Annotated in this window: 22 protein-coding genes, 1 tRNA gene and 4 pseudogenes; 11 read left to right on the top strand and 16 right to left on the bottom strand. The window is 65.0% G+C overall.

The features are described 5' to 3' along the window. Window positions 1–252: 252 nt before the first annotated feature. Window positions 253–468: a hypothetical protein gene (locus MFF55_RS08740; protein ID WP_238243697.1), complete on the top strand. Its 216-nt coding sequence runs from the start codon at window positions 253–255 to the stop codon at window positions 466–468. 146 nt (window positions 469–614) lie between these two features. Here the strand turns inward: MFF55_RS08740 and MFF55_RS08735 are convergent, their stop codons facing one another. Then, window positions 615–779 (bottom strand): hypothetical protein, encoded by a 165-nt coding sequence (locus tag MFF55_RS08735; RefSeq protein ID WP_238243696.1) that lies wholly within the window; start codon window positions 777–779, stop codon window positions 615–617. Between the two features lie 146 nt (window positions 780–925). Next, window positions 926–1,225, bottom strand: coding sequence for a hypothetical protein (locus MFF55_RS08730; RefSeq protein WP_238243695.1), 300 nt, complete (start codon window positions 1,223–1,225; stop codon window positions 926–928). 103 nt (window positions 1,226–1,328) lie between these two features. On the opposite strand from MFF55_RS08730, the gene MFF55_RS08725 reads away from it, so the two are divergent. The 7 genes from MFF55_RS08725 (at window position 1,329) to MFF55_RS08695 (ending at window position 7,611) form a co-directional block, all read left to right on the top strand. Then, a complete protein-coding gene (locus tag MFF55_RS08725) occupies window positions 1,329–1,766 on the top strand; it encodes a tyrosine-type recombinase/integrase (protein WP_238243694.1) in 438 nt (145 codons plus the stop codon). Between the two features lie 67 nt (window positions 1,767–1,833). Then, window positions 1,834–1,923: transfer RNA gene (locus tag MFF55_RS08720), tRNA-Ser, on the top strand. A gap of 312 nt (window positions 1,924–2,235) precedes the next feature. Further along, window positions 2,236–2,967: a transposase gene (locus MFF55_RS08715; RefSeq protein ID WP_238243693.1), complete on the top strand. Its 732-nt coding sequence runs from the start codon at window positions 2,236–2,238 to the stop codon at window positions 2,965–2,967. Between the two features lie 341 nt (window positions 2,968–3,308). Continuing rightward, a complete protein-coding gene (locus MFF55_RS08710; protein WP_238243692.1) occupies window positions 3,309–4,040 on the top strand; it encodes a Crp/Fnr family transcriptional regulator in 732 nt (243 codons plus the stop codon). 158 nt (window positions 4,041–4,198) lie between these two features. Continuing rightward, entirely contained in the window at window positions 4,199–4,459 is a 261-nt protein-coding gene (locus tag MFF55_RS08705) for a DUF6894 family protein (protein WP_238243691.1), read from the top strand. Between the two features lie 266 nt (window positions 4,460–4,725). Beyond that, window positions 4,726–5,784, top strand: coding sequence for a patatin-like phospholipase family protein (locus MFF55_RS08700; protein WP_238243690.1), 1,059 nt, complete (start codon window positions 4,726–4,728; stop codon window positions 5,782–5,784). A gap of 93 nt (window positions 5,785–5,877) precedes the next feature. Then, window positions 5,878–7,611, top strand: coding sequence for a sensor histidine kinase (locus tag MFF55_RS08695; protein WP_238243689.1), 1,734 nt, complete (start codon window positions 5,878–5,880; stop codon window positions 7,609–7,611). Window positions 7,612–7,633: 22 nt separating this feature from the next. Here the strand turns inward: MFF55_RS08695 and MFF55_RS08690 are convergent, their stop codons facing one another. Continuing rightward, the gene (locus tag MFF55_RS08690; RefSeq protein WP_238243688.1) at window positions 7,634–8,617 is read right to left on the bottom strand and encodes a sensor histidine kinase; all 984 of its coding nucleotides are present in this window, start codon (window positions 8,615–8,617) and stop codon (window positions 7,634–7,636) included. Between the two features lie 386 nt (window positions 8,618–9,003). Here MFF55_RS08690 and MFF55_RS26980 point away from each other — a divergent pair, with 386 nt between their 5' ends. After that, entirely contained in the window at window positions 9,004–9,468 is a 465-nt protein-coding gene (locus MFF55_RS26980; RefSeq protein ID WP_306421400.1) for a DUF2934 domain-containing protein, read from the top strand. Window positions 9,469–9,472: 4 nt separating this feature from the next. On the opposite strand, the gene MFF55_RS27120 is transcribed toward MFF55_RS26980, so the two are convergent. Continuing rightward, window positions 9,473–9,712: a DUF6894 family protein gene (locus MFF55_RS27120; RefSeq protein WP_238243687.1), complete on the bottom strand. Its 240-nt coding sequence runs from the start codon at window positions 9,710–9,712 to the stop codon at window positions 9,473–9,475. A 1,001-nt stretch (window positions 9,713–10,713) separates the two neighbouring features. After that, window positions 10,714–11,754 carry a PAS domain-containing protein gene (locus tag MFF55_RS08675; RefSeq protein ID WP_306421399.1) on the bottom strand — a complete coding sequence of 347 codons (1,041 nt, stop codon included), beginning with the start codon at window positions 11,752–11,754 and terminating at the stop codon, window positions 10,714–10,716. A 599-nt stretch (window positions 11,755–12,353) separates the two neighbouring features. Here MFF55_RS08675 and MFF55_RS08670 point away from each other — a divergent pair. Then, the gene (locus MFF55_RS08670) at window positions 12,354–12,602 is read left to right on the top strand and encodes a hypothetical protein (protein ID WP_238243686.1); all 249 of its coding nucleotides are present in this window, start codon (window positions 12,354–12,356) and stop codon (window positions 12,600–12,602) included. A gap of 132 nt (window positions 12,603–12,734) precedes the next feature. Here the strand turns inward: MFF55_RS08670 and MFF55_RS27290 are convergent. The 9 genes and pseudogenes from MFF55_RS27290 to MFF55_RS27110 form a co-directional block, all read right to left on the bottom strand. Next, window positions 12,735–13,922, bottom strand: a pseudogene (locus MFF55_RS27290) (ATP-binding protein); the annotation flags it as partial. A gap of 333 nt (window positions 13,923–14,255) precedes the next feature. Further along, window positions 14,256–14,636, bottom strand: a pseudogene (locus tag MFF55_RS27285) (anti-sigma regulatory factor); the annotation flags it as partial. Beyond that, complete coding sequence (locus MFF55_RS08655; RefSeq protein ID WP_238243685.1) at window positions 14,633–15,637, bottom strand: SpoIIE family protein phosphatase; 1,005 nt, start codon at window positions 15,635–15,637, stop codon at window positions 14,633–14,635. The gene MFF55_RS08655 and the pseudogene MFF55_RS27285, both read right to left, overlap by 4 nt. A gap of 3 nt (window positions 15,638–15,640) precedes the next feature. After that, complete coding sequence (locus tag MFF55_RS08650) at window positions 15,641–16,045, bottom strand: anti-sigma regulatory factor (RefSeq protein WP_238243684.1); 405 nt, start codon at window positions 16,043–16,045, stop codon at window positions 15,641–15,643. After that, a complete protein-coding gene (locus MFF55_RS08645; RefSeq protein ID WP_238243683.1) occupies window positions 16,026–16,424 on the bottom strand; it encodes an STAS domain-containing protein in 399 nt (132 codons plus the stop codon). Before MFF55_RS08645 ends, MFF55_RS08650 begins: the two co-directional genes overlap by 20 nt. Before the next feature lie 17 nt (window positions 16,425–16,441). Continuing rightward, window positions 16,442–17,317 (bottom strand): STAS domain-containing protein, encoded by an 876-nt coding sequence (locus MFF55_RS08640; protein WP_238243682.1) that lies wholly within the window; start codon window positions 17,315–17,317, stop codon window positions 16,442–16,444. A gap of 476 nt (window positions 17,318–17,793) precedes the next feature. Beyond that, window positions 17,794–17,868 (bottom strand): annotated as a pseudogene (locus tag MFF55_RS08635) (DUF4113 domain-containing protein); the annotation flags it as partial. Window positions 17,869–17,880: 12 nt separating this feature from the next. Next, window positions 17,881–20,304, bottom strand: coding sequence for a GAF domain-containing protein (locus MFF55_RS08630; RefSeq protein ID WP_373874756.1), 2,424 nt, complete (start codon window positions 20,302–20,304; stop codon window positions 17,881–17,883). A 54-nt stretch (window positions 20,305–20,358) separates the two neighbouring features. After that, window positions 20,359–20,637: pseudogene (locus tag MFF55_RS27110) on the bottom strand (GAF domain-containing protein); the annotation flags it as partial. On the opposite strand from MFF55_RS27110, the gene MFF55_RS27105 reads away from it, so the two are divergent. Further along, a complete protein-coding gene (locus MFF55_RS27105; protein ID WP_373874757.1) occupies window positions 20,536–20,919 on the top strand; it encodes a hypothetical protein in 384 nt (127 codons plus the stop codon). The pseudogene MFF55_RS27110 and the gene MFF55_RS27105 sit on opposite strands and share 102 nt — an antisense overlap. Window positions 20,920–21,160: 241 nt before the next feature. Here MFF55_RS27105 and MFF55_RS08625 read toward each other — a convergent pair whose 3' ends face one another. Both MFF55_RS08625 and MFF55_RS08620 read right to left on the bottom strand, forming a co-directional pair. Then, window positions 21,161–21,937, bottom strand: coding sequence for an alpha/beta fold hydrolase (locus tag MFF55_RS08625; protein WP_238243681.1), 777 nt, complete (start codon window positions 21,935–21,937; stop codon window positions 21,161–21,163). Window positions 21,938–22,166: 229 nt separating this feature from the next. Further along, complete coding sequence (locus tag MFF55_RS08620) at window positions 22,167–22,853, bottom strand: zinc metallopeptidase (protein ID WP_238243680.1); 687 nt, start codon at window positions 22,851–22,853, stop codon at window positions 22,167–22,169. Window positions 22,854–23,454: the final 601 nt, after the last annotated feature.

Here is a 23,454-nt window from a genome sequence, read left to right as displayed (position 1 = left end):
GGACGAAAGCTGATCGAGCTCGAGGCAAAATAGGGAGGGTGTCTTAGCTGCTGAGAAGTTTGTGCGATTTGACTTGTGTTCTTTGCGTCGTTGCTGACGTAGAGGAGCAAAAAGGCTTAGCGCTTGGCCTCAGTCATGGCCGCGCTCCGTCACCCAGGCGGTCCCGGAATTCCCGCTCACGGATCGGTAACTCGGCTGCGCGACACCTATGCCCGGCAGGCGTCTTAGACCTGCGGCAGGGAGCGAGAGCGAATGTCTCTGGGAACGACCGAGCTCGGATACGTGAACCGCAACGATCAGATGGTGCTGCGCAAACCAGACGAGCCGGGCACCGATCACCTTCAGAAGACCTACGTGCTGCGCTGCTTGGAGTGCGAGCACGAGTATGGCGCCAAGGGAACTGACATTCCGGCGTGCTGCTGCCCTGCCTGTGACGGCGGCCGTCCGGGCTTGGCGTACGCGGCTTGAGGCAAGTCTCTTTCCGCTAAACCTCATTGGCGTTGCCACCTTCTGAGGCGTGACACGCGGCCGGGAACCACGTCATCTCGGCCGCCTCCAGGGTATCGTGGATAAGCTCGCGAAGAGAGATCGCCCGAGCCCTTGCACCAGCATCGCTACTGTCGGACCTGGGAGACGTTGAGCCATCTGTCTGCAGTGCCCATGACGGCCACAGTTACCGTGCGCGGGTGCTCGGCCGTCTCGGTCACCACAACCCGCAAGCCGCAAACTTCAGGCCATTCGTGGATCAGGGTGAGACGTTCGATCTCGTTGTCAGGCATTGGGGTTCTCCGGCTCGGTCGCGATCAGTAGGCGAGGCGGTGTCCTGCCTGTCCTGGGTGTTCCAAGCGTCCCATCTACGAGGCTCGGGAGGTGTCCCACCGTCCCGTCTCTAGTCCCGGGGACGGTGGGACACCTGAAAACGGGCTTATAACCGATCCTCCGCGCGCAGCTTGGCCTGCATCCGCTGGACCTTCGACTTGCTCAGGTTCAACTCGACGCTGGTGTCCCGGACGCTCAAGCCCTCGCCGCTCAACTCGGCCACGCGCTCGAGCTCGCGGTCCCGCAGCACTATGCAGGTCCAGCAGTCCACGCCGTCGACCACGTCCGACTTCGCCTCGAAGGGCTGGGCGTCATCACCCACCACGCAGCGCGCCTTGGTGAGGTGCACCTCGAAGCGGGCACCTTCCTCCATGTCATAGTCGCCCGGCCGCTTGAGTTGGATCACTGTGTCGAGGACGTCCTCACGCTTCGAGGTACCGCGGCCGGCGTGGTGGATGAGCAGAATGCTGACACCGCGACGGCGAAGCTGAGGCAGCTAAGATTGCATCATGTCCCAGCTGTCGGCGTCGTTCTCCCGGCTGCCGTTCACCAGGGTCGAGACGTTAGCGATCACCATGAATTCGACGCCATCGAGGTACGTCTCGAGGGCGCTGCGGCTCGGCGTGCGCCTGTCGGACGACACTCACGTTTTCGCCCGGACCGACCGAATGCCCGTGCACCCCAACAGCCTGACCCACGAGTTCACCCGGGTCCTGACGCTGTCGACCGCCCTGCCCCGCGTTCGCTTCCACGACCTCCGGCATAGCCACGCGACACAGATGCTCGCGAATGGTACTCACCCCAAGATGGCTCAAGAGCGCCTTGGGAATTCCAGCGTAGGCATCACGCTCGATCTCTATTCGCACGTGCTCCTGGGTATGCAGGAAGACGCGGCCGCCAAGGTTGACGCTGCCATGAAGGCAGCCATAGACAAGGTCGCCGGATGAAATGGTAGCAAAGGGCAGTTTTCCCTAGCACTACCAGAGGCAAAAACCCAAGCCGCAACAATGGTTTGGAGAGGTGGCCGAGTGGTTTAAGGCAGCGGTCTTGAAAACCGCCGTGGGGGCAACTCCACCGTGGGTTCGAATCCCACCCTCTCCGCCAAGTTCCCTTCGTATTCCCTTGTTTTTACTCATCTAATTACGAGAAATTCGCTTTTTACCCCAACATTTACCCCAACATGTGGCACGGATCACCGCGGACGCTAGCGGACCTTGTTGAGGCGTGCGCGCAACCCTGCGGGCTTAGAGCCCTCTCCTGCCGATTCTGCTAGCGAGCCGGTGATCAGTGGGAGAAATTCGTCGCTTGGCACCCGCACCGAACGTCCGTGATGGGTGGATTCTGTTGAAAAACTCGGCTGTTGCCGCGGCAATTGAGGGGTGATTCACTCGTGTCGATAAGCGGGGATCGATGCAGATGATGGGTGCGCGGCAAGTCGAGCAGGGCGCCCTGTTCTACGAGATCTCGCTCGACACCCACGTTCCCGCCGACCATTTGCTGCGCGCCATCGATCGCTTCGTCGACCTGACCGGCCTACGCCAGGAACTGGCTCCGTTCTACGCCTCGACGGGCCGGCCCTCGGTCGACCCCGAGCTGATGATCCGCATGCTGCTCGTCGGCTACTGTCTCGGCATCCGCTCCGAACGCCGGCTGTGCGAGGAGGTCCATCTCAACCTCGCCTATCGCTGGTTCTGCCGGCTCGGCCTGGACGGCCGGGTGCCGGACCACTCGACCTTCTCCAAGAACCGCCACGGCCGCTTCCGCGACAGCGCCCTGCTGCGCCGCCTGTTCGAGACCGTGCTCGCCCGCTGCATCGCCGAGGGGCTGGTCGGCGGCGAGGGCTTTGCCGTCGACGGCAGCCTGAGCTGCAGTCCGAACGCACCCGCCCGCAAGATCCCGCGCTCGATCCACGAGGGTGCCCGGCAGATGGCGCGCGACATCTGCGCCTCGGAGGCGGGCCGCACCTCGCGGCGGGAGCGCAAGAAGGTCGAGATGCTGTTTGCCCACCTCAAGCGGATCCTGAGGCTGGATCGGCTTCGATTGCGGGGGCCAAACGGGGCCCGGGACGAGTTCCACCTCGCGGCCGCCGCCCAGAACCTGCGGAAGCTCGCCAAGCTGATCCCGCTGGGGCAGCCGAGCCTGGCCTGACCGGCCAGGAGAGGCGCTCCGCCAAGACCCCTCGGCCCTCCAGCCAAACGCCGATCCAGGCCGACCGCGAGTTTTTCCAACGAAATCTCTCTGAAAGCGGACTTTGGCTCGTCGACCCGAAGCGGACGTTCCGCCTCGACCCGAACTTGCCGCAGACGCGCGGCTGCACGGCCCGCAAGCGGGCGTTTTGAGAGCGCCGGTTGTGGTGGCGAGGCGGAGGATCCAAGCGTTGCCTTTCGCCGCTCCGTACTCCCACGACGCTCGCCTTCGTCAGTCGCATCATCTAGTTCTAAACAGAGGCAGACGCCTCTCCCGGCTGGCGGGAACGGCTGGAGCACCGCATGAGCGTGTTGGACACGCGCAACCGCCTGCTGCAGGCGTTGCCGCCGGACGAACGTGAGAAGCTGCTGCCGCACTGCGAGCGCATCGAGGTTCGCAAGGGTGAGGTCCTTGCCTCCCTCGGCCAGCCTCTGGAGTTCGCCTACTTCCCGGAAGGCGGATTGTCCTCCAACCTCGCCGTCACCGACGAGGGCCGCAGGATCGAGGTGGGCTGCTTCGGCTACGAGGGCATGGTCAGCACCGCGACCATCCTTGGATCCGACCGCACACCCCACGAAATCCTGGTCCAGATCGCCGGTCCCTGGCTGCGGATCAGGACCGACAACCTGCGCAGCGCCATCCAGGGCAGCCCGGCTCTGCACGACCTGCTGCTGCGCTACGCCCACATCCAGATGATGACGGTGAGCCAGACCGCCCTGTCGAATGCGGTCAGCTCCATCGAGGAGCGGCTGGCACGCTGGATCCTGATGGTGCACGATCGCCTGGAAGGGGACGAGTTGCCGCTCACGCACGAGTTCCTGGCGATCATGCTGGCCGCGCACCGATCCGGCGTGACGCTCGCGGTGCAGACGGTCGAGGGCTACGGTGCCATTCGGGCCAAGCGCGCGCTCATCACCGTTCGCGACCGTGGGATGCTTTGCGACCTGGCGGGCAGGAGCTATGGCCCGGCCGAGGCTGAGTACGAGCGCCTGATCGGCTCGTTCCGGGACAACCCGCCGCCACACTCAGGGTGACGGGTTCATTGGCGTAGTTGACCGCCTTCGGCCTCGCGCTAACAGAGGTGGATGTCGCTCCTTTCGGTCGACCGCGACACGTCACCGTACAGTGCCCGACAGAACGGATCGTCATCCTTCGATGTTTGTCTGGATGCGGTGCGGTTCAGGAGGCGTGGTTGCCACGCTACTTCTTCGACATCCACGATGGCGAGCGCTTCTACCGCGATGCAGAGGGCAGCGACTACGCCAACCTCGACGAGGTTCGCCTTGAGGCTATGCAGAGCCTGCCGGAGGTGGCTCGGCACCGAATTGCTCTGCGCGATGAGGATCGTCAGGCCTTCACGGTGGTGGTCCGCGACGAGCAGCACAACATGATCTACAGAGCGACGCTCAACTTCGCGGGCCTGTGGCTGAACGATCCGCTGCCGGGCACCTGATCAAGGCAGTGGAGAAGCGTCTCTTCACGCCATCCTGGAAGTGACTGGTGAGCCGCTGCGCGATCCAGACCTGCCGCCTCCTCAGCCTGGCCGCTTGAAGCGCGCCGGGCTCTTTCGTTTTGCGCCTGTCCTTGTTCCGACGGCAAGCTTTCTGAACGAATAGGCCTGATGGACCATTGCTTCCTTACTGGGGCGCCCAGAACCAATCCCACTTCAGTCTTGCCCTTGCCTGATGACACCTCGACCCGCAAAGGCGCGATACCAATTTGTCCACCTCGCTGAACGAGACCCCTTCGCCTGCGCCACGCACGTCAGGCGACCGCGACACCGCGCTCGTCCTTGCCGGCGGCAATGCGCTGGGCGCCTATCATGCAGGCGCCTACGAGGTCCTGCATGAGCGTGGCATCCAACCCCATTGGGTTGTTGGCGCCTCGATTGGCGCGGTCACAGCCGCCATCATCGTCGGCAACGCGCCTCAGGACCGCGTTGCGACGCTCCGGCAGTTCTGGGACGAAGCGACCCAACACACCGGCCCCAGCATCACAGACTGGCTCAAGCCACGGCAGTACTACAACGGCCTGCACGCCCTACTGACGCTGGCACAAGGGCGGCCGAACATGTTCCAGCACCGCTTTCCCGGTCTCCTGTCGGCCCTACCGTGGATGCCCAACGATGTCGCCCTGTTCGACCACTCGCCCTTGCTGGGCACCTTGAACCGGCTCGTGGACTTCGACCGGCTGAACGGGGGCGACACGCGCCTGAGCGTGGGCTGCGTCGACGTCGAGACCGGCGAGGAGGTCTACTTCGACACGGCCCACCAGACGATCCGGCCCGAGCACATCCTGGCCAGTACCTCGCTGCTCCCGTCCTTCCCGCCCGTCGAGATCGAGGGCCGCCTCCTGTGCGACGCGGGCTACACCAACAACCTACCTCTCGACCCTCTGTTCGTGACTGAGCCAACGCGCGACCTTCTCTGCATTGCGGTGGATCTGTTCAGCCTGCAGGCTCCCCGTCCCGCCTCGCTTGACGCCGTGCTGGAGCGGGCCAACGATCTCATCTTCGCCAGTTCAGGACGGCGGGCCATCGCGGGGCTCAGACGTGAGTATGCTTTGCGCCAGCAGCTCGAACCCAACGGGCCAGGCGTCACCCTGCTGCACGTCGTCTACCAGGCAGCGGCTGATCAGCTCGCGGCCAAGAGCTTCGATTACTCGCCCTCCTCGATCCGTGACCGCTGGGCGGCAGGCGGGCGTGATATGCTCCGTGGGGCAGACTGGCTGGGCTCCCATACCCCCGACAGACAACGCTTCGTCTACGAAAGCCCCTGACCGAGCACCCAAGGCCCGTAACCCCATGGCGAGTGCTGTCCTTCCAAATCGAAGGCGATGGCGTGTGAACCTGAGAGCTCGACTGATCCCTCGATGTCGCTGACAAAACGCATCTCCGGCCTCATCGCCCTGGCCCTGGTGCCCGCCCTCGCCATCCAGGGCTATAACGAGTACGCGCTTCGCTCCGCCCGCGGCGAGGCGGTGCGCAACGAGGCAATGCGGGCAGCACGCGGCATCGCCTCGGATCTCGGTCAGTTCAATAGGGGGTCACGGCAGGTCCTGAGCATCCTGGCGGGCGTGCCGGAGATCAGGAACAAGGATCCTGAAGCCTGCACCGCCTATCTCAAGTCCCTTCTCGGACAGGTGCCGGGTGCCTTCTTCTTCGGCGTAACGGATGCCGACGGCGGGATCGTCTGCAACACCCTGGGCTCGGCGCCAGGCGCCTACTCCCTGGCCGACCGAGAATACTTCCGGGATGCGATGCGCACGAACGCTTTCGCGACAGGGCCGTACGTTTCGGGTCGCATCACGAAGCGGCCCACGATGCAGTTCGCGTACCCAATCGCCGGCGAGGCGGGCCGACCGACGGGCGTGGTCATTGCCAGCATCGACCTGGACTGGCTTGCTGGTCATCTGGCGAATGCAGGGCTCCCGGCGAATGCCACGCTGACCGTGGCTGACCGGTTTGGGACGATCCTGATCCACCTGCCAGACCACGCGGAATGGGTCGGCAAGCCTCTGCCGCCGGCCTTTTGGAAGACGGTGTCGGAGAACCGCGGCAACGTCGTCGAGATGCTTGGCCTGCGAGGCAATCTGCGCATCACAGGGATTGCGGCGGCATCCTCCGACGACCCCGATTCCTTCACTGTGGCCGTTCGATTAAGTCGAAGCGCCGCCTACGCCGACATCGATGCGGCGACTTGGCGTGGCATCGTCCTGATCCTGACCGGCGCCCTTCTCGCCTTCGCGGCGGCGCTGCTCAGCGGGCGCGTCTTCATCCGCCGTCCGGTCCGACGCCTGCTGAACGCGGTCACGGCCTGGCGTTCAGGCGACCTTACGGCGCGCAGCGGCGTCAGCGGCAAGGGGGAGTTCGGCCAACTCGGGGAGGCATTCGACACCATGGCGAATGCGCTGCAGCGGCATGAGAGCGATCTTCGTCAGGAGATCGCGCGCAGCCACCTTCTGCAGGAGCAGCAGACCATGATGCTGCACGAGCTTAACCATCGTGTGCGCAACACCCTGGCGACGGTGCAATCGCTGACCCGGCAGTCGCGCAAGGGCGACGACAACAACGCCCGCCTTGAGGGCCGCATTATCTCGCTCTCGAAGACACATGACCTTCTCTCGCGGGACGATTGGACGGGAGCCTCCCTTATGGCGGTGCTGGAGAACGAGCTGATCCCGTTCCGGGATGATGCGGACCGCTTCGGCTTGGCAGGCCCCGATGTCGAACTCAGCCCCCGCTACGTGCTGGCGCTGGGCATGACGCTTCACGAGCTCACCACCAACGCGGCAAAGTACGGGGCCCTCTCCAACGAGGAAGGTCGCGTGGACATCGCCTGGGACATCGTCGCCGGCGAGACCGGCATCAGACGTCTGAAGTTGGAGTGGCGTGAGAGCGGGGGGCCCATCGTGGAGGAGCCTCGCAAGCATGGCTTCGGCACCCGCTTGATCACCGGCGGGATCAGCCGTGAGCTTGGCGGCACCGTGAAGCTTGAGTTCGCCTCGTCGGGCCTGCGCTGCGTCATCGACGTGCCGCTCGACGAGCCGGACCGCTTCACCTCATTCCGGCAACCCGCGGCTGCGGCCAAGCGACTGGATGCTTAAAGCTGCGGATTCGTGCACGCCGTCATGACACGAGGTAGGCCTTGTTCATCTGCAGAGTGACTACGACGCCGGCCTTGTCCCACTCCCGCTCGATGGACCCGTCCAGCTGCTGGGTCATCGCGCGCTTGAGCAGCCTGCTCCCATATCCACCAGGGCCGGTCGGGGCGGTGACAGGAGGGCCGCCCCGTTCCGTCCAGGTCAGCACGACCGCGTCCTCGTTTGCGGGCGATGATACGTCGAGCGTGCCCGTGGGCACCGAGAGCGCGCCGTACTTGAGGGAGTTCGTCGCCAGTTCGTGCACGACGAGAGCCAGGGTCGTCGCGGCTGCCTCGCCGGCGCCCATTCTCGGGACGGAGACACGTATGCGCCCGCTGAAGGCACCCCTGTCGTCGTAGGGCGCGAGCAGGATCGAGAGCAGGTCTCCGAGAAGGGCAGCTTTCCCTTGACTGCCCGGAAGGGGGCGGACGAGATCGTGAGCCCGGCCCAGGGCAGTAAGCCGTTGCGTGAGCTCGCGCGCCATGTCCTCCGTGGTCGAGGTCGAGCGCGAGGTGATAGCCGTCAGGGCGGTGGCGATAGCCAGCAGGTTCTTAACGCGGTGGCTCATCTCGCCCGCCAGGAGCTCATGGCCTTCCTCGGCCTGCTTGCGGCCGGTGGCATCGAGGAAGATGCCGAACATCACCGCCCCGACAATCCCCTGGTCGTCACCCTGACCCCGCGCTGAAACCCACCGGACATCCGAGCCGTGCATGATGCGGAAGTCGGTCTCATAGGGGCCGAGGATGGCACGCGTCGCCGAGAAGGCAGCCCTGACCCGATCGCGGTCGGCAGGGTGGATGCGCGAGGACAGATCCTCGAAGGTGACGTGGGGACTCATTGGCAGATCCCACAGCTCGTGCCCTCGCTTGTCCATCGTGAACGTGTCGTCGTCGACGTTCCAGGACCACAAGGCAATTCCAGCTGCGTCGATGGCAAGGCGCAGGTGGTCGGGAGTCCACACCGCCGGCATAGAGGGCTCTGGCTTCACGTGGCGACTTTCCCTCAGGCCGTTTGTTTCGCAGGTTTTATGGAGCCAGTACTTTCGGGCTCAATACAATCTCATCTGCTGCCTGGTGGCCATTCGCAACTGCAAGCCTTATTCAGCCGGGCATCGGCACGGTCGAGCAACAGGAGCGCGCGGATTGGATAGCCAGCCGCATCCGCCTGATCAGCTAACGCGACTTCACGTTTGGCGAGCCTGCAGAGCAGCGCTGAGTGTAGGGCAGAAAGCAGCTTCACCATCATGCCTCCAGATTAGAGACAAGAGCCGCGGTTAGGCTTGGTTCAACCGCTGTACGCGCGTATCGAACAGGATCCACACCATCCTTCGCCCTGGTTCGTAGGAAGACCTGATCCATGTCTCCGCCCGCTGAGAGCCCGCTCGATCAGATCCGGGGACGCGCCTACGAGCTCTGGGAGCGCAATCACAGACCCGAGGTGTTCGAGATTGAGTTCTGGCTGACGGCCGAACGGGAACTCAGGGCCGAGCGCAGCCGCAAACTCCAGAGCAGTGCGGCTGATGAGGCCGCGTCTGCGCATCCGCGTTCCTCAGCTGCCGATCAAGCACTGGTGAAAGTGCAGAACGACGAACCGGCAGGTGAATCCTTCAGCCGGCACACGGAGGCTAAGAGGGCGAATGGACTGACGCCGAGTTCTAAGCCCAAATCGCCCAAGCTCAGCGCCGAGAAGCTGACACCTGAGGAACAGAAGCGTCGCTTCATCCAAGCCGCACGCGATGCGGGGGCGAGCGAGGACGAAGCTGAATTCGATGGCAACCTGAAGCGGGCCACGAAGGCGAGGGTTGTCGCCGCTTCGAAGTAAACGGCTACCGGATCAGCCACATACCGACGAAGCTCAGAGCCGCTGAGTAGACAGGTTGGCCTTCCTCGTCCGTGACCAACACCGTGTAACTCTGACGCTCTCCACCCCTTGGCAGCTCGTTCAGAGTAATCTCGGGCAGCAGGCGCTTGGCCGCTGTAGCGGCGGCTTGCAGGTCAGTACAGACTGTACCTTCGTCGTCGCGTTGGATACGCCCGTCATGAACGTCGAAGAAGTAGCGAGGCACAGGGCTCTCCACGCATCAAAGGCGGGAGCACACAGGTCTCGCAAGCGCGGAACGCCAAAGGTAGGACCGCGACAAACCCATCATATGATCGGATTTCTACCGAGCAATTAACCTGGGTGGCGATCAACAAACGATTCAACCATGTGTCGAATTGACGGGTGCCATCGCGGCTTATGTGCGAACGATGTAATCGCCAATTCATTTGCCGCAGGTGCAGGTTGGCTCACCCTGCTAGTTCAAGAAGCCCAGGGCGACGTGAGCTGCGCGGGAGCAAACATCCGTCCGACTAGGCGCTAAGGATCTGCATCAAGCAGACGACGAAACTCGGCGAAGGTCTCCTTCGGGACGAGGAGAGCGACTTCCCAGCCGTCTGGTGCCTGAAACCGAACGACGACCGTATCGCCGCCATCGATGGGCTCAATGCCCGTAAACGAACGCACGGACAGCACCACAGGGCGCATAGTCTCTGACACGGCAAGCTCCGAAGGGCGCCCTTCCGCGCCGTTCGACACTGCCAGATCCCACCAACATATGATAGCTCGCAATTGCATTGCGCATGCGTAAACGGTGCGAATTTGCGCGCCCATCTCCTAGCGCTTGGCCTGCCGAACCAAATGTTGGTTCTGCCGCAGCGCTGGCTTGTCGCTTGGAAGTCATGAGCAGCTTAGGGTGAGGGACAACGAAGACACGCTTGAAAGTGCTGCTTGGGTCGCCTGCCAGTCTGCGATGTGGCGGTGCAGAGCCTGCTGCATAGCCAGGCGCGCTTCCTCAAAGGTCGCGTATGCGCGGGGAGAGCGGTGCCTTACTCCGCGACGCTCGCTGATCGACCAGATGAACGTCTCGCGCTGGAAACGGCAGCGCCTCACGTCGACGTTGAAAGGGTGGGTACGCTTCGTGTCCATTATATGGTCATGCCACGGGGAGCCGCAGCAACAAAGGTTCGGGCGGATAGTGTCTCGTTTCGTACGTGAAACCAGGGGAAGAGCCTGTGCTTCGCGAAGTTACCGAAGCGGCACGTCGACCGTCACCCGCAGCCCATCCGGGTCGTAGGCGATGTCCACCTGTGCCTCGACCTGGGCGGTCAGCACGCGGTTGAGGACACGCCATCCGAAGCCCTCCTGGGTTGGCAGCGCCACGGGAGGCCCATCGTGCTCGTTCCAGACCCAGTGCAGCCGCTTCCCACCTGCGTCCTCCTCAAGGGACCATGTAACCACGATACGACCGTCCGTGTGGGCTAATGCGCCATGCTTGAGCGCGTTGATCGTCAACTCGTGCAAGGCCATCCCGATAGGCACCGCCAGGGCCGACGGCAGCACGACCGGCGGACCTTCCAGAGACAGCCGGCCTCGTCCGTTCTCGTAGACGAGGAGCTCCGCCTCGATCAGTTGCCGAAACAGAACCGCCTGATCCACGTCCTCGGTGATCAAGGCGTGCGTCTTTGCCAGCGAGGTAACGCGCCCCGTGAGGATTCGGGCGAAGTCCGGGATGCTCGTCGATGACCTGACAGTGGCGTTCAGGACGGCCTGGACCGTGGCGAGCGTGTTCTTCACCCGATGGTGCAGTTCGCGAACCATCAAGGCCTGGCGGTCTTCAGCGGCATGTCGCTCGGTGATGTCGCGCTGGGCCGAGACCCAGTGGGAGATCTGACCGTCGTCACTGCGAATGGGAGTGATGAGCCACTCGACGAAGTAGGTCGAGCCGTCCTTCCGATAGTTGATGGCCTCGCCCTGAAAAGGTTCTCCGGCGACCAAGGCAACCCGGATACGGTCAAGAACCTCGCGGTCTGTCTTGGGGCCTTGCAGAAAACGGGGAGACCGGCCCACTACCTCCTCCACCTCGTACCCAGTCATGCGGGTAAAGGCAGGATTGGCGTACTCGATGCACGGGCCAGGCTCATCGAGTTCGGCTGAGGTGATGAGGATGGCCTCGTTCGTAGCCTCCATGGCCGCCTGCAGGATGCTCAGATCCATGACGGGCGTTGGGCGTGGGTTCCCAGAGCCGACTGCTTCAGGATCGCCGTCGGCCGAGAACATGCCCTCCATACGTCGTTCCCGTGGTCGATTGAGCCTCCGGCTCGCGCTCGATGTGCGGACGCACCGTGCCTGGCCTCCTGATCAACCTGCGTATCGGGCACAAGTTGCCTGTCATCGCCTCATGAGGGACGACGGCGGTCTGCGGGTCGCACGACTTACTCGAACTCCTGGCAGAGGAGCTTCAGGAAAGGTTCGTCCCTGCATCGGATGACGGCAGCATCCTAGCATATGAGTCCCACATCATGGTCTCCGCCGCGGGTGCTCTTAGGTTCGTTGGCTTCTCTCGTCTTTGCAGAGAGGTCGAGCAGGCTTGTCGCAGCGGGGGGACGTCCGAGCCTTGAGGGCCCGGATTGTCAGGGCACGCCGTTCGGTTCTCTGTCAGAGCGCACTGTTGCGCGAGGCGCGCCCCAGATTCGGCTACGCCGCGGCCTGTGAGCCCATCCGCAGCTACGTTCGCGATTGACTTGCCTGCACGTTGAGCGTCCGACCTGCGGCTTCGGTCCGAGGATGAGGTCCGCCGTGCTTAGGCGCGACACCTGGCCTTCCGCTGTTGACGGCGACAAACCCCATATTTCCAGGGTGATGAACCGGATTTATGTAGCTAGGCCATGAAGTTCTGGAAGTTAACGGCCCGGGAGTCGGCTGGTGTGACCGCATCAACCGAGAGCGGCGAACGAACGTACCGCGTCGCACTGATCGGGGACCAGGGCGTCGTCGCGTCGATGGTCCAGATTAGAGCAACCGACGATGACGAGGCTTGCAAGAAGGCCAAGGCTCTCGTGGATGGTCACGCCGTCGATCTATGGGAGGGGTTGCGGTTCGTCGACCACTTCCCGGCAACCGACCTGTCCAAGTAGCTACACAGCACGGGCAGAGGTTCTGTATCCTGTCCTCACACTACCACCGTCAGGGTCTTGGGCATGACCCGGGTATCCGGGTCGCGCTCGTCAGCGACGCCAAGGCATATCTCTTGTGTCGCCCTATGTCCGTTATCCCTCCTCACCGATCATTGCGCTGACGCGGGTCGCCAACGTCTCCACCGCAAAAGGCTTGGTGATCATCGCCATCCCGGCATCGAGGAATCCCGTCGGGGTCACCGCGCCCTCGGCATAGCCGGTGATGAAGAGAACCTTCAGGTCGGGGCGGGTCTCCCTGGCCTGATCGGCGAGTTGGCGGCCGTTCAATCCCGGCAAGCCGACGTCGGTGACGAGGAGGTCAACCTTCGCGGAGGTCTGGAGCAACCGCAGTCCCCCGGGTCCGTCCACGGCCTGGAGCGTCCGGTACCCCAGGTCGTGCAAGACCTCGACGACAAGGTCGCGGACCACCTGCTCGTCCTCCACCACCAGCACGGTCTCGCCATCGCCGCGCTGCATCTCGTGCACTTCCAGCAACGCCGCCTCCTCGGCCCCGGCACCATGATGCCGGGGAAGGTAGATGCCGATGGTGGTGCCGACGCCGACCTCGCTCTCGATGCGCGCATGCCCCTCGGACTGCTTGGCGAACCCATAGATCATCGAAAGGCCGAGACCTGTCCCTTGGCCAAGGGGTTTCGTGGTGAAGAACGGATCGAACGCCCGGGCGATGACGTCCGGCGGCATGCCCGTCCCGGTGTCCGTCACGCTGATGCACACATATTCGTCCGGCATCTCGCCCGGCTTTGGCTCCGCGGTCGTCTCCGAAAGGCGGCCGTTGCGGGTTCGGATGGTAAGCGAGCCCCCGCTGGGCATCGCGTCGCGCGCGTTGATGGCGAGGTTGAGGATCGCGTTCTCAAGCTGATGCGGGTCGCACAGGGTCGGCCACAGGTCGTGCTCGGTCTCGGTCCGTAGGGCGATGGCCTCGCTGATTGTCCGCCGAAGCAGGTCCGACATGCCGAGGATGAGTGCGTTGGCATCGGTCGGCTTCGGGTCCAGCGGTTGCCGTCGCGCAAAGGCGAGGAGGCGGTGCGTGAGCGCGGCCGCCCGGTTGGCCGATGCCATCGCCGTCTCGACATAGCGGCCGAGGTTCTCCTTACGGCCCTTGGCCATGCGCGATTGCAGCAGGTCGAGGGATCCGACGATGCCGGTGAGCAGGTTGTTGAAATCGTGCGCGATGCCGCCCGTCAATTGCCCGACCGCCTCCATCTTCTGAGACTGACGCAGGTCGTTCTCCATGCGCTCGCGTTCGATGGCCTCGGCCCGAAGCCGCTCGTTGGCTTGCGCAAGCTCCGCGGTCCGGGCAGCAACCTGGCTTTCCAGGTTGGCACCCGCCTCGCGGAGCTGGACCGCCTGAGCCTCCAACTCGGCGTAAAGGGCCACCACGCCCCTGTTTGTCTCCGCGAGTTCGGCGTTCAGGCGGTGAGCCTCCTCCTCACGCTCGGCGAGCTCGGCCAGGCTCCGGAGCAGCTCGCGGTTCTGCTCGCGCATCGCCGCGTTCGGGTCTGCGAGGCGGGTCCGAGCCAGCGCGTCGGCCATCGCGGCGAGGTCGGCCCCGGTGAAGGTCTTGCTTCCCTTAGGCAGAAGCTTGCCGAAGGTGACGACGGTGCCCCGTCCGACGGTCGAGGCGATCTCGAACCGGTCCATGAGGCGACGCGAACCCGTGATGCCCATGCCGAGGCCGGTGGTCGACCGGTAGCGGCCCTCCAGGACGGCGTCCAACTCGGGGATGCCCGGACCCGCGTCGCTGATCTTTACGGCAAGGGATTGTCCTTCCTTGCCGTCGTCCACGCCGTACTCGACCTTGCCGCCACCGGCGTAGCCGAAGGCGTTGCGGGCGATCTCCGAGACCGCCGTGGCGATCCGGGTCTGGTCCTGCAGCCCGAACCCGAGACGCTCGCCGAGGCTGCGAGCGCGCTGGCGAACCGCGATGACGTCGTCCTCCTGCTCGATCAAGCTGGTGAGCAGGGGCCACCTCACGAGGACGCTCCCCGGACGACTACCACGGTGGCGTCGTCGCGAACGCGCGTGAAGTCGCGGTATAGCACTCCGGCAATGAGGCTCGGGTGCGCTCCGACGAGCCCGGGATAGGCTTCGAGCGACCAGCCGGTCCCGATGCCGTCGGAGCAGAGCACGAACATTCCACCGACCGGAAGCGGGTACTCGAACTCCTGAATGCGGCGGGCGACATGACCGGCGGTCCCGGCAAGGGAAACTGTCCGCCTGGTTTCGCCGCGGGCCACGACGGCCCCGGCGACGTTGCCGATGCCGGCGAAGGTCACCAGGCCGCTGCCAGGATCGTACCTGGCGACCGATACTGCTCCGCCACGGGTATGGCCGAGACCGGAATGGACAGTAGCAAGGATGCTGCCCGGCGCTTCGTGCTCGTACTTGCGGAACAGCCTCACCGCCTCCTCGGAAGCCTTTGCCGCCTCCGGGCCATGTCCGAGCCCATCCGCAACGATCACGGTCCACCCCGCGCCGTGCCGACGGATGCAGTACGCATCCCCATTGACGGTCTCGCCCTTGAGCGGCACCGCCACCGCGCCGGCGAAAGGCTGGACCGCCGTATCTACATCTTTAGGTGCGGGATTGGCCGTGAGACGGGATAGGATCGCGGTGCCCTTGCCGGGCCATGACATGATGTCGAAGGACTGGGACTGCCGCAGTACCGCCCCGAGGCCGGTGCCGGCGCTGCCCCCGGTCGAGTGCCCGTCGCGCATGGCATCGGCGAGATTGGTCAGGCCGGTACCCTTGTCCAGGGCGAGGATCTCGACCCCCGTCCCGGTCTCGTCCTCGAAGGCGTTCAGGACAATCTCGCCCGAGACCCCGTACTTGACCAGGTTCGTCGATAGCTCTGTCGCGACGATAGCGACGCGGCCCGTCGCGATCTCGCCAAAGCCCAATCCCTGAGCCAATCCGGTTGCCCGCCGACGCGCCTCGGCGACCTGGCTCGCCTCCGTGACGGGTACGCTGATCATCGCCTACTTCCAGCGCGCAATGGTCACGCGGGTTCCGACGCCGACCGCCGACTCGATATGGAACTCGTTCGACAGGCGCTTCGCTCCACCCAGCCCGAGCCCGAGGCCGCCACCCGTGGTGTAGTGGTCGGTCAACGCCTTCTGGATATCAGGGATGCCGGGCCCCTGGTCCGAGAACGACAGCCGCACGCCCTTTCGCATACCCTCCTGCAGGACGTCGACGCGGACCTCGCCGCCGCCGCCATAATCGAGGGCGTTGCGAGCGAGCTCGCTGGCCGCGGTGACGATCTTGGTCTGGTCGACGAGCCCGAGGCCGGCCTCGATGGCACGCGTCCGCACGGCCTGCCGAATGCGGACCACGTCGTCGCCGGAGCGGATGGGGAGGGTCTCAGTCCTCGTAACGGGCACGCGCGCTCCCGTCTTCGTCATCCTCATGGAGGCGGGCCTGCATCATCGCCATGCCGCGCTCGACGTTCAGGGCCGTCTTGATGCCGGTCAGTTCGAGACCGAGCTCGACCAGCGTGATGGCCACCGCCGGTCGCATGCCGACCACCACCGTCTCGGCATCGAGCACCCGGGAGATGGCGGCGATGTTGTCGAGCATGCGCCCGATGAAGGAATCGACGATCTCCAGCGCGGAGATCTCGATAAGCACGCCGCGTGCGCCCGTACTGGCAATCTTCGCGGTCAGGTCCTCCTCTAGGGCCAGGGCAAGGCGGTCGTGCATGTCGACCTGGATGGTGACGATGAGCACGCCACCGAGCTTGAGGATCGGGATGCGGTCCATGATGCCGGTGCCAGTCCTCAGGAAGCCGACGGGGAGACGGGCTGCTTGCGCACCACCGTCCGGCCGGTCCGCCTCAGGGCGAGCGCGAAGGCGTCGGCCAGCGTCGCCTTCGAGACCACGTTCAGCTCGACGCCGAGATGGACCATGGTCTGCGCGATCTGCGGCCGAATGCCGGAGATGATGCAATCGGCGCCCATGAGGCGCGCCGCGGCGATGGCCTTGAGGAGGTGCTGGGCCACCAGGGTGTCGACGGTGGGCACACCGGTAATGTCGATGATGGCGATCTCCGCCTCCTCGTCGACGATGGCCTGGAGAAGGTTCTCCATCACGACGCCGGTGCGGGCGCTGTCCAGGGTGCCGATGAGCGGCAGGGCGAGGATACCGTCCCAGAGCCTGACCACCGGGGTGGAAAGCTCGGCGATCTCCTGACCCTGGCGTCCGATCACATCCTCGCGGCTCTGGAGGAAGACCTCCATCGTGTGGAGCGACAGCTGGTCGAGGAGGTGGCTCGTCGAGAGGATCGCGGCCGCCAGCGTTTTGGCGTCATTCGCATGGGACCGGCTCAGCGAGGAAAAGATCGGCTCCTTGAGCGACAGGACGAAGTTGGCGGTGTCCGTCGGGGTGAAGCCTTGGATGGCGCGGGACCGCGAGATCTCGCCGAGGGTATCGCGAAGGGTGGCGTAGGCCTCCAGGTCCGCGTTCGAGCCGCCGGACGCCAGCGCGTCGCGCAATTGCCCGAGTACCGTCTTGGCCTGCGTCTGGAGTTCGGCCTCACGGATGCGCCCCGTCTGCAGCGCTCCACCAGACTTAAGCAGGCCAAGCCATTCCGTTAGGATCGTGCCCTCTTCCTCGGACACGACCCTTACCAAGGCTCCGGTTCCCTCGTTCGCCATTCGCAAGCCCCTCGTGCCCTCGCCCAAATGGCAAGGTTCACTGTGATCCTTAGGTGGCATAGGCGCTTGCGAAGGTAAAACCTAGAGAAGCCAGCCGCTTGAACCTAGCCGGCACGCATCAATCGCCAGCATTTGCCGGTGTTTCGGCTTCACCACACATGGCGAGCCGCTACGGCCACTCTCAGACCCGTCTCGGCCATGACCAGCGGCTGGAGCAGGCTTACGACCCGAGCGGTGACCCACCGGTCGGACATACCGGTCACACGCGAAAGGAACTTGATCCTTTCAGGCACGTCCTAACGCTAGTCCTTCGTGGGTACCGGTAGCGGGAAGCGCATCCTGCTACCCACCTTCCCGACGCATCGCATGAACCACCTCGCCCTTGGACGGTGGCCACGGTTACCTAGAAAGCTCGGCGGTGCTTCCATCAAAACGCATCCGGCGGGTTCCACCGCAGAACTCGACCAACGGCGGAGCTAGGCCGCGGCCACTACTGGCAACTCGTCGAGGCGGCTGGTGTACCGAGGCGAGCCCATATCGAACTTCGTCGACCACGGTTGGCCTCAACCCTCCGCCAGGAATCCGGTGAGGGGCGCGACCAGGGTGCAGCACATGCCTTCGGGAGGGTACCGCAGCTCAACCTGCCCGCCGACGGCGCCAGCCAGCCCGCGCTCGATCAGGCGCGAGCCGAACCCAACTCGCGACGGAGCGGTCACCCGAGGCCCACCTTCCTCTCGCCAGGTGAGCCGGACTGTCTTGGTGTCGCCGGTGCTGCCGACTTCCCAGGTCAACACTACCCGCCCGGTCGGTGTGCTCAGGGCACCGTACTTGGCCGCGTTGGTGGCAAGCTCGTGCACCATCAACGCCAGCGACAGGGCCGCACGGGCGCCACAGGGGACGTGAGGTCCCTGAAGGTCAAAGCGTTGCCGCTCCGGGTCCTCGTGCAGGCTGAGCGCATTCTCGATGACGGTGCGGATATCGGTACCCTGGCTCTCGCCGTCGCCGGTCATCAGGATGTCGTGCGCCTTGCCCAGGGCTATGAGCCGGGCGGCCAGAACCTCTTTTGCGGCCTCGATGTCGCTCGCACCGCGAAGGGTCTGTGTGGCGATGGCCTGCACCATGGCCAGCGTGTTCTTCATGCGATGCGACAGTTCGCGATTGAGGAGTTGCTGCTGCTCCTCGGCGCGCACGCGGGCCACCGCCGCCTCGACGCGGTCGGCCACGGCACGCAGGAAGCCGAGCTCTTCCCGGCTCCAGTCCCGTGGCACCCGGTCGTGAACGAAGAACAGGGCCACGGTGCGTCCGCGTTCGCGCACCGGCATATTGATCAGGCTGGCGACGTCGAGGGCCTGCAGGGCGCCAGAACATGCAGCCGTGCGCGGGTCCCGGCATGCATCCCGCACGATCACCGGCTCGCCCCTCAGCAGTTCCCGGCGCAGGTCACCGTAATCCTCGAAGCGGTGCCGGCCGGCGATGCTGCGCAGCCCCACCGCAGTCCAGTCCAGCTCAAGATCGACGTGCTCGCCCAAGGCGTCGAGCCGCCCGAAGCCGGCACGCCCGGCGTTCAGGGTTCGACCGACAATCTCGGCTGCCATCAGGGTCATCTCAGAAGTGCGGCTGAGATCGCGCAGGCGGTCACCCAACTCCAGCAGGGCGGATTTGCGCCGCTCGCTCTCCGCGAGCGCTTCGCGAGCTAAGCGCTGCTCGGTGATGTCGCGAGACACGCCAGCGAAGCGCACGGGTCGACCCAGGTCGTCGTATTCAAGGTCGCCCTTGCGGGCGATCCAGCGGATCTCGCCGGTGTCGGGACGTCGGATCCGGTACTCGACATCGCGTGGAGCCTCGCCGCTGGCGCGCGTGACAGCGGTCGAGACGAGGTGTGCGTCCTCGGGGATGACCAGATGCTCGAAAGCGGTGGAGGGGTAAGCCTCGCGCACTGGCAGGCCGTAAAGGCGGCAGAACTCGGGGGTCGGGTGCAGGACGCCGTCGGCATCGACGACGAACATCCCGACGCCGCCGGCTTCCTGGGCCCGCCGGAGCCGGTCCTTGGCCTCGTGCAGGCGCTCGTAGCTGAGACGCTGCTCGGTGCGGTCGCGCAGGATCTTCATGAAGCCGATGGCTGTGCCGTCTTCGTCCCGCAGCGCCATCATCTCGCCGTTGGCCCAGAAGCGGGTGCCATCCCGCCTCAGGTGCCAACGCTCGTCGATGCCACGTCCCTCAGTCAGCGCGCTGTGCATCTCCATGCCCGGGATGCCGGCTTCGCGATCCTCGGGGGTGAAGAAGATATCGGCTGGCTTCCCGCACATCTCCTCGGGACGCCAGCCAAGGATCGCGGTGGCGCCCTCGTTCCAGTCCGTGACGTTGCCGTCGAGGTCGAGCAGGATAATGGCGTAATCGGCGGCGCTGTCGAACACCGCCTGGCGGCGGCGTTCGCTGCGGGCCGCCTCGCGCCGGGCAGCGGCCTCTCCGGCCTCAGCAAGACCGGCCGACACAGTGCCAGCAAACACCTGCATCAGCCTGAGATCGGCTTGCGTGAAGACATCGGGTTGGCTCGATTGGAGCTTGAGGACGCCAACCGGCTTGCCAGCGCGACGCACCGGCGCCAACACGCAAGAGCGCAAGCGCAGGCGATCTATCAGGTCGCGTTTGACCCTCCGATCCACAAGAACGTCCGGCACCAGGAGCGGCTCGTTCGTGAGCAGGCAGGCACCGGCGAGACTGCCCTGGAGCGGGACCCTCAGGCCGACGTGGCCCATGAGGTTGCCCTTGGTGGCGCTGTAGACGAGTTCGTCGCCCTCGCACATCTCGATGACGGCGCCTTCCGCGTGCGGGATGGCTTCCATGGCGCCGTGCACCAGAGCATCCAGGATCGTGCCGAGGTCGCCGCGGGCGACGGACATCTCGGCCTGGGTGCGGATCAAGCCTTCCCGTTCTTCAAGAACACGCCGCTGGTCCGCTAGCGCCCGGCGCAGCTCCATCTGCGCCATGACTTGGCTGGCAAGGGCGCGCAGGGACTCGGCCTGGACGTGGGTCAGTCCCCCGGGCCTGGGTTCGCCATCGATGACGCAAAGGCTGCCCAGCACCTTGCCTTCCGGGGTCCGCAGAGGTGCGCCTGCGTAGAAGCGGATGCGCGGCCCGCCGGCGACGAGTGGGTTCGCCCTCGTGCGCGGGTCCTTCGTCAAGTCGGGGATGACGAGCAGGTCGGGCTCGGACAGGACATGCGCGCAGACCGAGTGGTTCAGGTCTGTCTCGCACTCAGGAAATCCGACGCGGGCCTTGAACCACTGCCGGTTGCCGGCAATCAGGCTGACGAGGGCCACGGACGTGTTGCAGATGTTGCGGGCGAGCAGGACGACGTCGTCGAAACCCAACTCGGGCGCGGTGTCGAGGATGTCATAGGCGTCGAGCGCGGCGAGGCGTCCGGCGTCAAGGACGTCGGGCGCGGTGTCCGGATGGGCTGTGATCGCCGGTGGCCTGATCTTATTGCCCCAGAAAATGCCGTCCGTGTCCGTCCATCACGCTTCGGCATGATCGCCGTCGCTGCATCGAGCTTGCCGCGACGGGATGGAGCAAGCGCCGCCCTATATCTCACGAACGCGTGAGACCATACCCTTCGTCGGTCCGTGACAATCGAAATCCACTCGGAGATTGGAAACCGAAGGAGGACGATCCCCTCTCGCCGCGGCAGACGGCTAGCGAAAGCGACGGTCAAGGCTGCGAAGATTGACCCGGAACCACTCATATTCGACCAGCGTCCGTCCGAGTCGGGCGGGATGCCGGCGTCCGAAAACGTTCGGTCAGACGGCCCGTTCGGCACGTGAGCTGGTGTCAGGGCGACTGCGGTCACCCAGTCCTGGTGAGAATGAGCTGGATCGTCTCGGCAGGCTGATCCCACATCGGGAAATGGCCGCACTGCTCGAACCAGTGAAGTTCCGCGGCCGGAAACGCCGCTTTGGCGCGTGCGGCCTGGCCGGTCAAGCAGAGCCGGTCCTGCCGGCCCCAACCGATCGTGATCCGGTTCTCAGGAGCGGCGGCCGATCCTTCCTGCTCGGGTCCGTGAGCGAGGTCCCCGACGAGCGCGTCGAAGGTCGGTGTCGCGGCAAAGCTCTCCAGCTCGGTCACGACGACGTTCGGATCGAGCGCCCAAGGTCGCGCCGAGAGCTGAGCCAGAAGCGTCGTCCGCGACGCCGCGTTGTGGCTGAGAGCAGGCAAGGCAGGACGGAGCGCACGGAGGAGGCGGACGGAGGCGCCGATCGTGACCTTGAAATAGCTGCGCTCCCAGCCACGCCAAAAGCCGCCCGGATCGAGCGCGACGACATTCCCGCCGCTACCACGCCGGGCAAGCTCGAGAACGATGCGGGCGCCCATGGAGCTTCCGACGAGATCGACGCCGGCAAGGCCGCTCTCGGTGATGAAGCGCTGCACGCTACCGACAAGGCCGGCGAAGGTCCCGCTATCAGGTTCAGGCGGGCTTGCACCATGTCCGGGCATGTCGATCGCAATCACCTCGCGCTCCGCGCTAAGGGCGTGGACAATCGGGCTCCACGAGCGCTGGCTTCCGCCGAGGCCGTGGATCAGGAGGAGTTTGCGGCCGCTGCCGCACCGAGTGGCGTTGATCATTAAGCGCCCTTACCAAGGTCCAACGAGTCCCAACGAGCAGCGGCTCTCCCAGGTCCGTGAGTCCGCGCAGGGATCGTCCAGAGCGTCGAGAGAACCCGTTATCTGTATGCCCTCACGCGCGGGATGAGTGGGAAGCGGCTGAAGCCGTGCCGCGCTCTCGCGTCCGCTTTCGGGCACGCTCCGCTTGCAGCCGATTGGGGCAGGAAATCGGACGCTCGTCTCGGAGTTGTTAGAACGGCAGGAGCCGCCGAAAGCGGGCAATGTTCATGAGCGCCACGAGTGACGAGGCCACGTAAGTGAGAGCTGCGGCGCGCAGCACGGTGCGGGCGCCAGGCATGTCGCCTGCCTCGAGGTAGCGACCCGTCTCCAGGATGGGCAAAGCCCGGCTGAAGCTCGCGTCGAGCTCGACTGGCAGCGTCAGGAGGTGGAACACGAGGCGAACGCCGAGAAGTGCGATGCCGACACCCACCTGCAGGGCGAGCAGGACAGGCGACTTGACGAAGGCAAGCACCACGGGCGCCGTTATCATCACCATGCCCGCGGCAATCTCGAAGCCCTGCACAACCGGAGCGAACGTCACCCGCGCCGCGAGGAGCCGGTCCCCTGCTGCGTGCTGGAGAGCATGGGAGACCTCGTGCGCCGCAACTGCGACCGCCGTGATCGAGCGGCCGTCATGGTTCGTCGGCGACAGCCGCACGACATTCGCAACCGGGTCGTAGTGGTCGGTTGGCGCGACCTCGACGGGAACGTGCTCCAGCTGCGCCAGGTCGAGCAGATGGCGGGCGAGCTCGCCTCCGGTCCCGGGCAAGTCCGGCCGCTCAGTGGCGTGTTGCTGCATCGCCCGGCGCACCCACCACTGGGGGCCGAACACGAGGCCAAACAGGAGGGCGGCGCTAAGCGCCAGCAGGATGGGCACGGTGGAAATGTAGGTGCGCAGCGGTGTCCGTGGAAGCGCTTCACTTCGCCTCCGGGGCTTCTCCCGGACCAGAGAGAAGGTCGCAGTTGCGGACTGGTGGGCAACCAAGGCGTTCGCGCGGCGGCCATCCTAGCGGGTTACCATCGTGACACCAGCAGAATGCGGGCACGTGATTGGGAGGTGGCCGGTTCAGGGTGGATCCGGGACGGGCGACACGGGAACGCCAGGACGCGACGGGCGAGGGGGGACCACTCGGCTGCTCATACAGCGATGCCGCCATGCAGACGACAGAAACGATGTACTAAGAGATCCGCCGGGCAGCGCCGACGGACCCAAGTTTGTTCTTGCGCGACGACGTCCGGCAGATGGCACATGGGACCTTCGCTGTCTGACAATGGCCTGACACGCGTCAAAGACCGAATTGGGTGGTGAGCTGAACTGGGTCTAACGCCTAGAAGCGGACGTTCGGCTTTCGACTCGACCTTGCCCTAGGAGCCCGCCTTTGTCGCTTTCGGAAGCGGACGTTCGCGGGTTGGATGTTATGGAACTGCCTAGTAGCGCGCTGTCCTAGCCCGAGCCTGTCACGCCTCGATGATCGAGC

Source organism: Methylobacterium iners, assembly GCF_022179305.1.
Classification (GTDB): domain Bacteria; phylum Pseudomonadota; class Alphaproteobacteria; order Rhizobiales; family Beijerinckiaceae; genus Methylobacterium; species Methylobacterium iners.
Note: the sequence above shows the minus strand (reverse complement) of the source record. Positions and strands in the feature narration are given on the sequence as shown.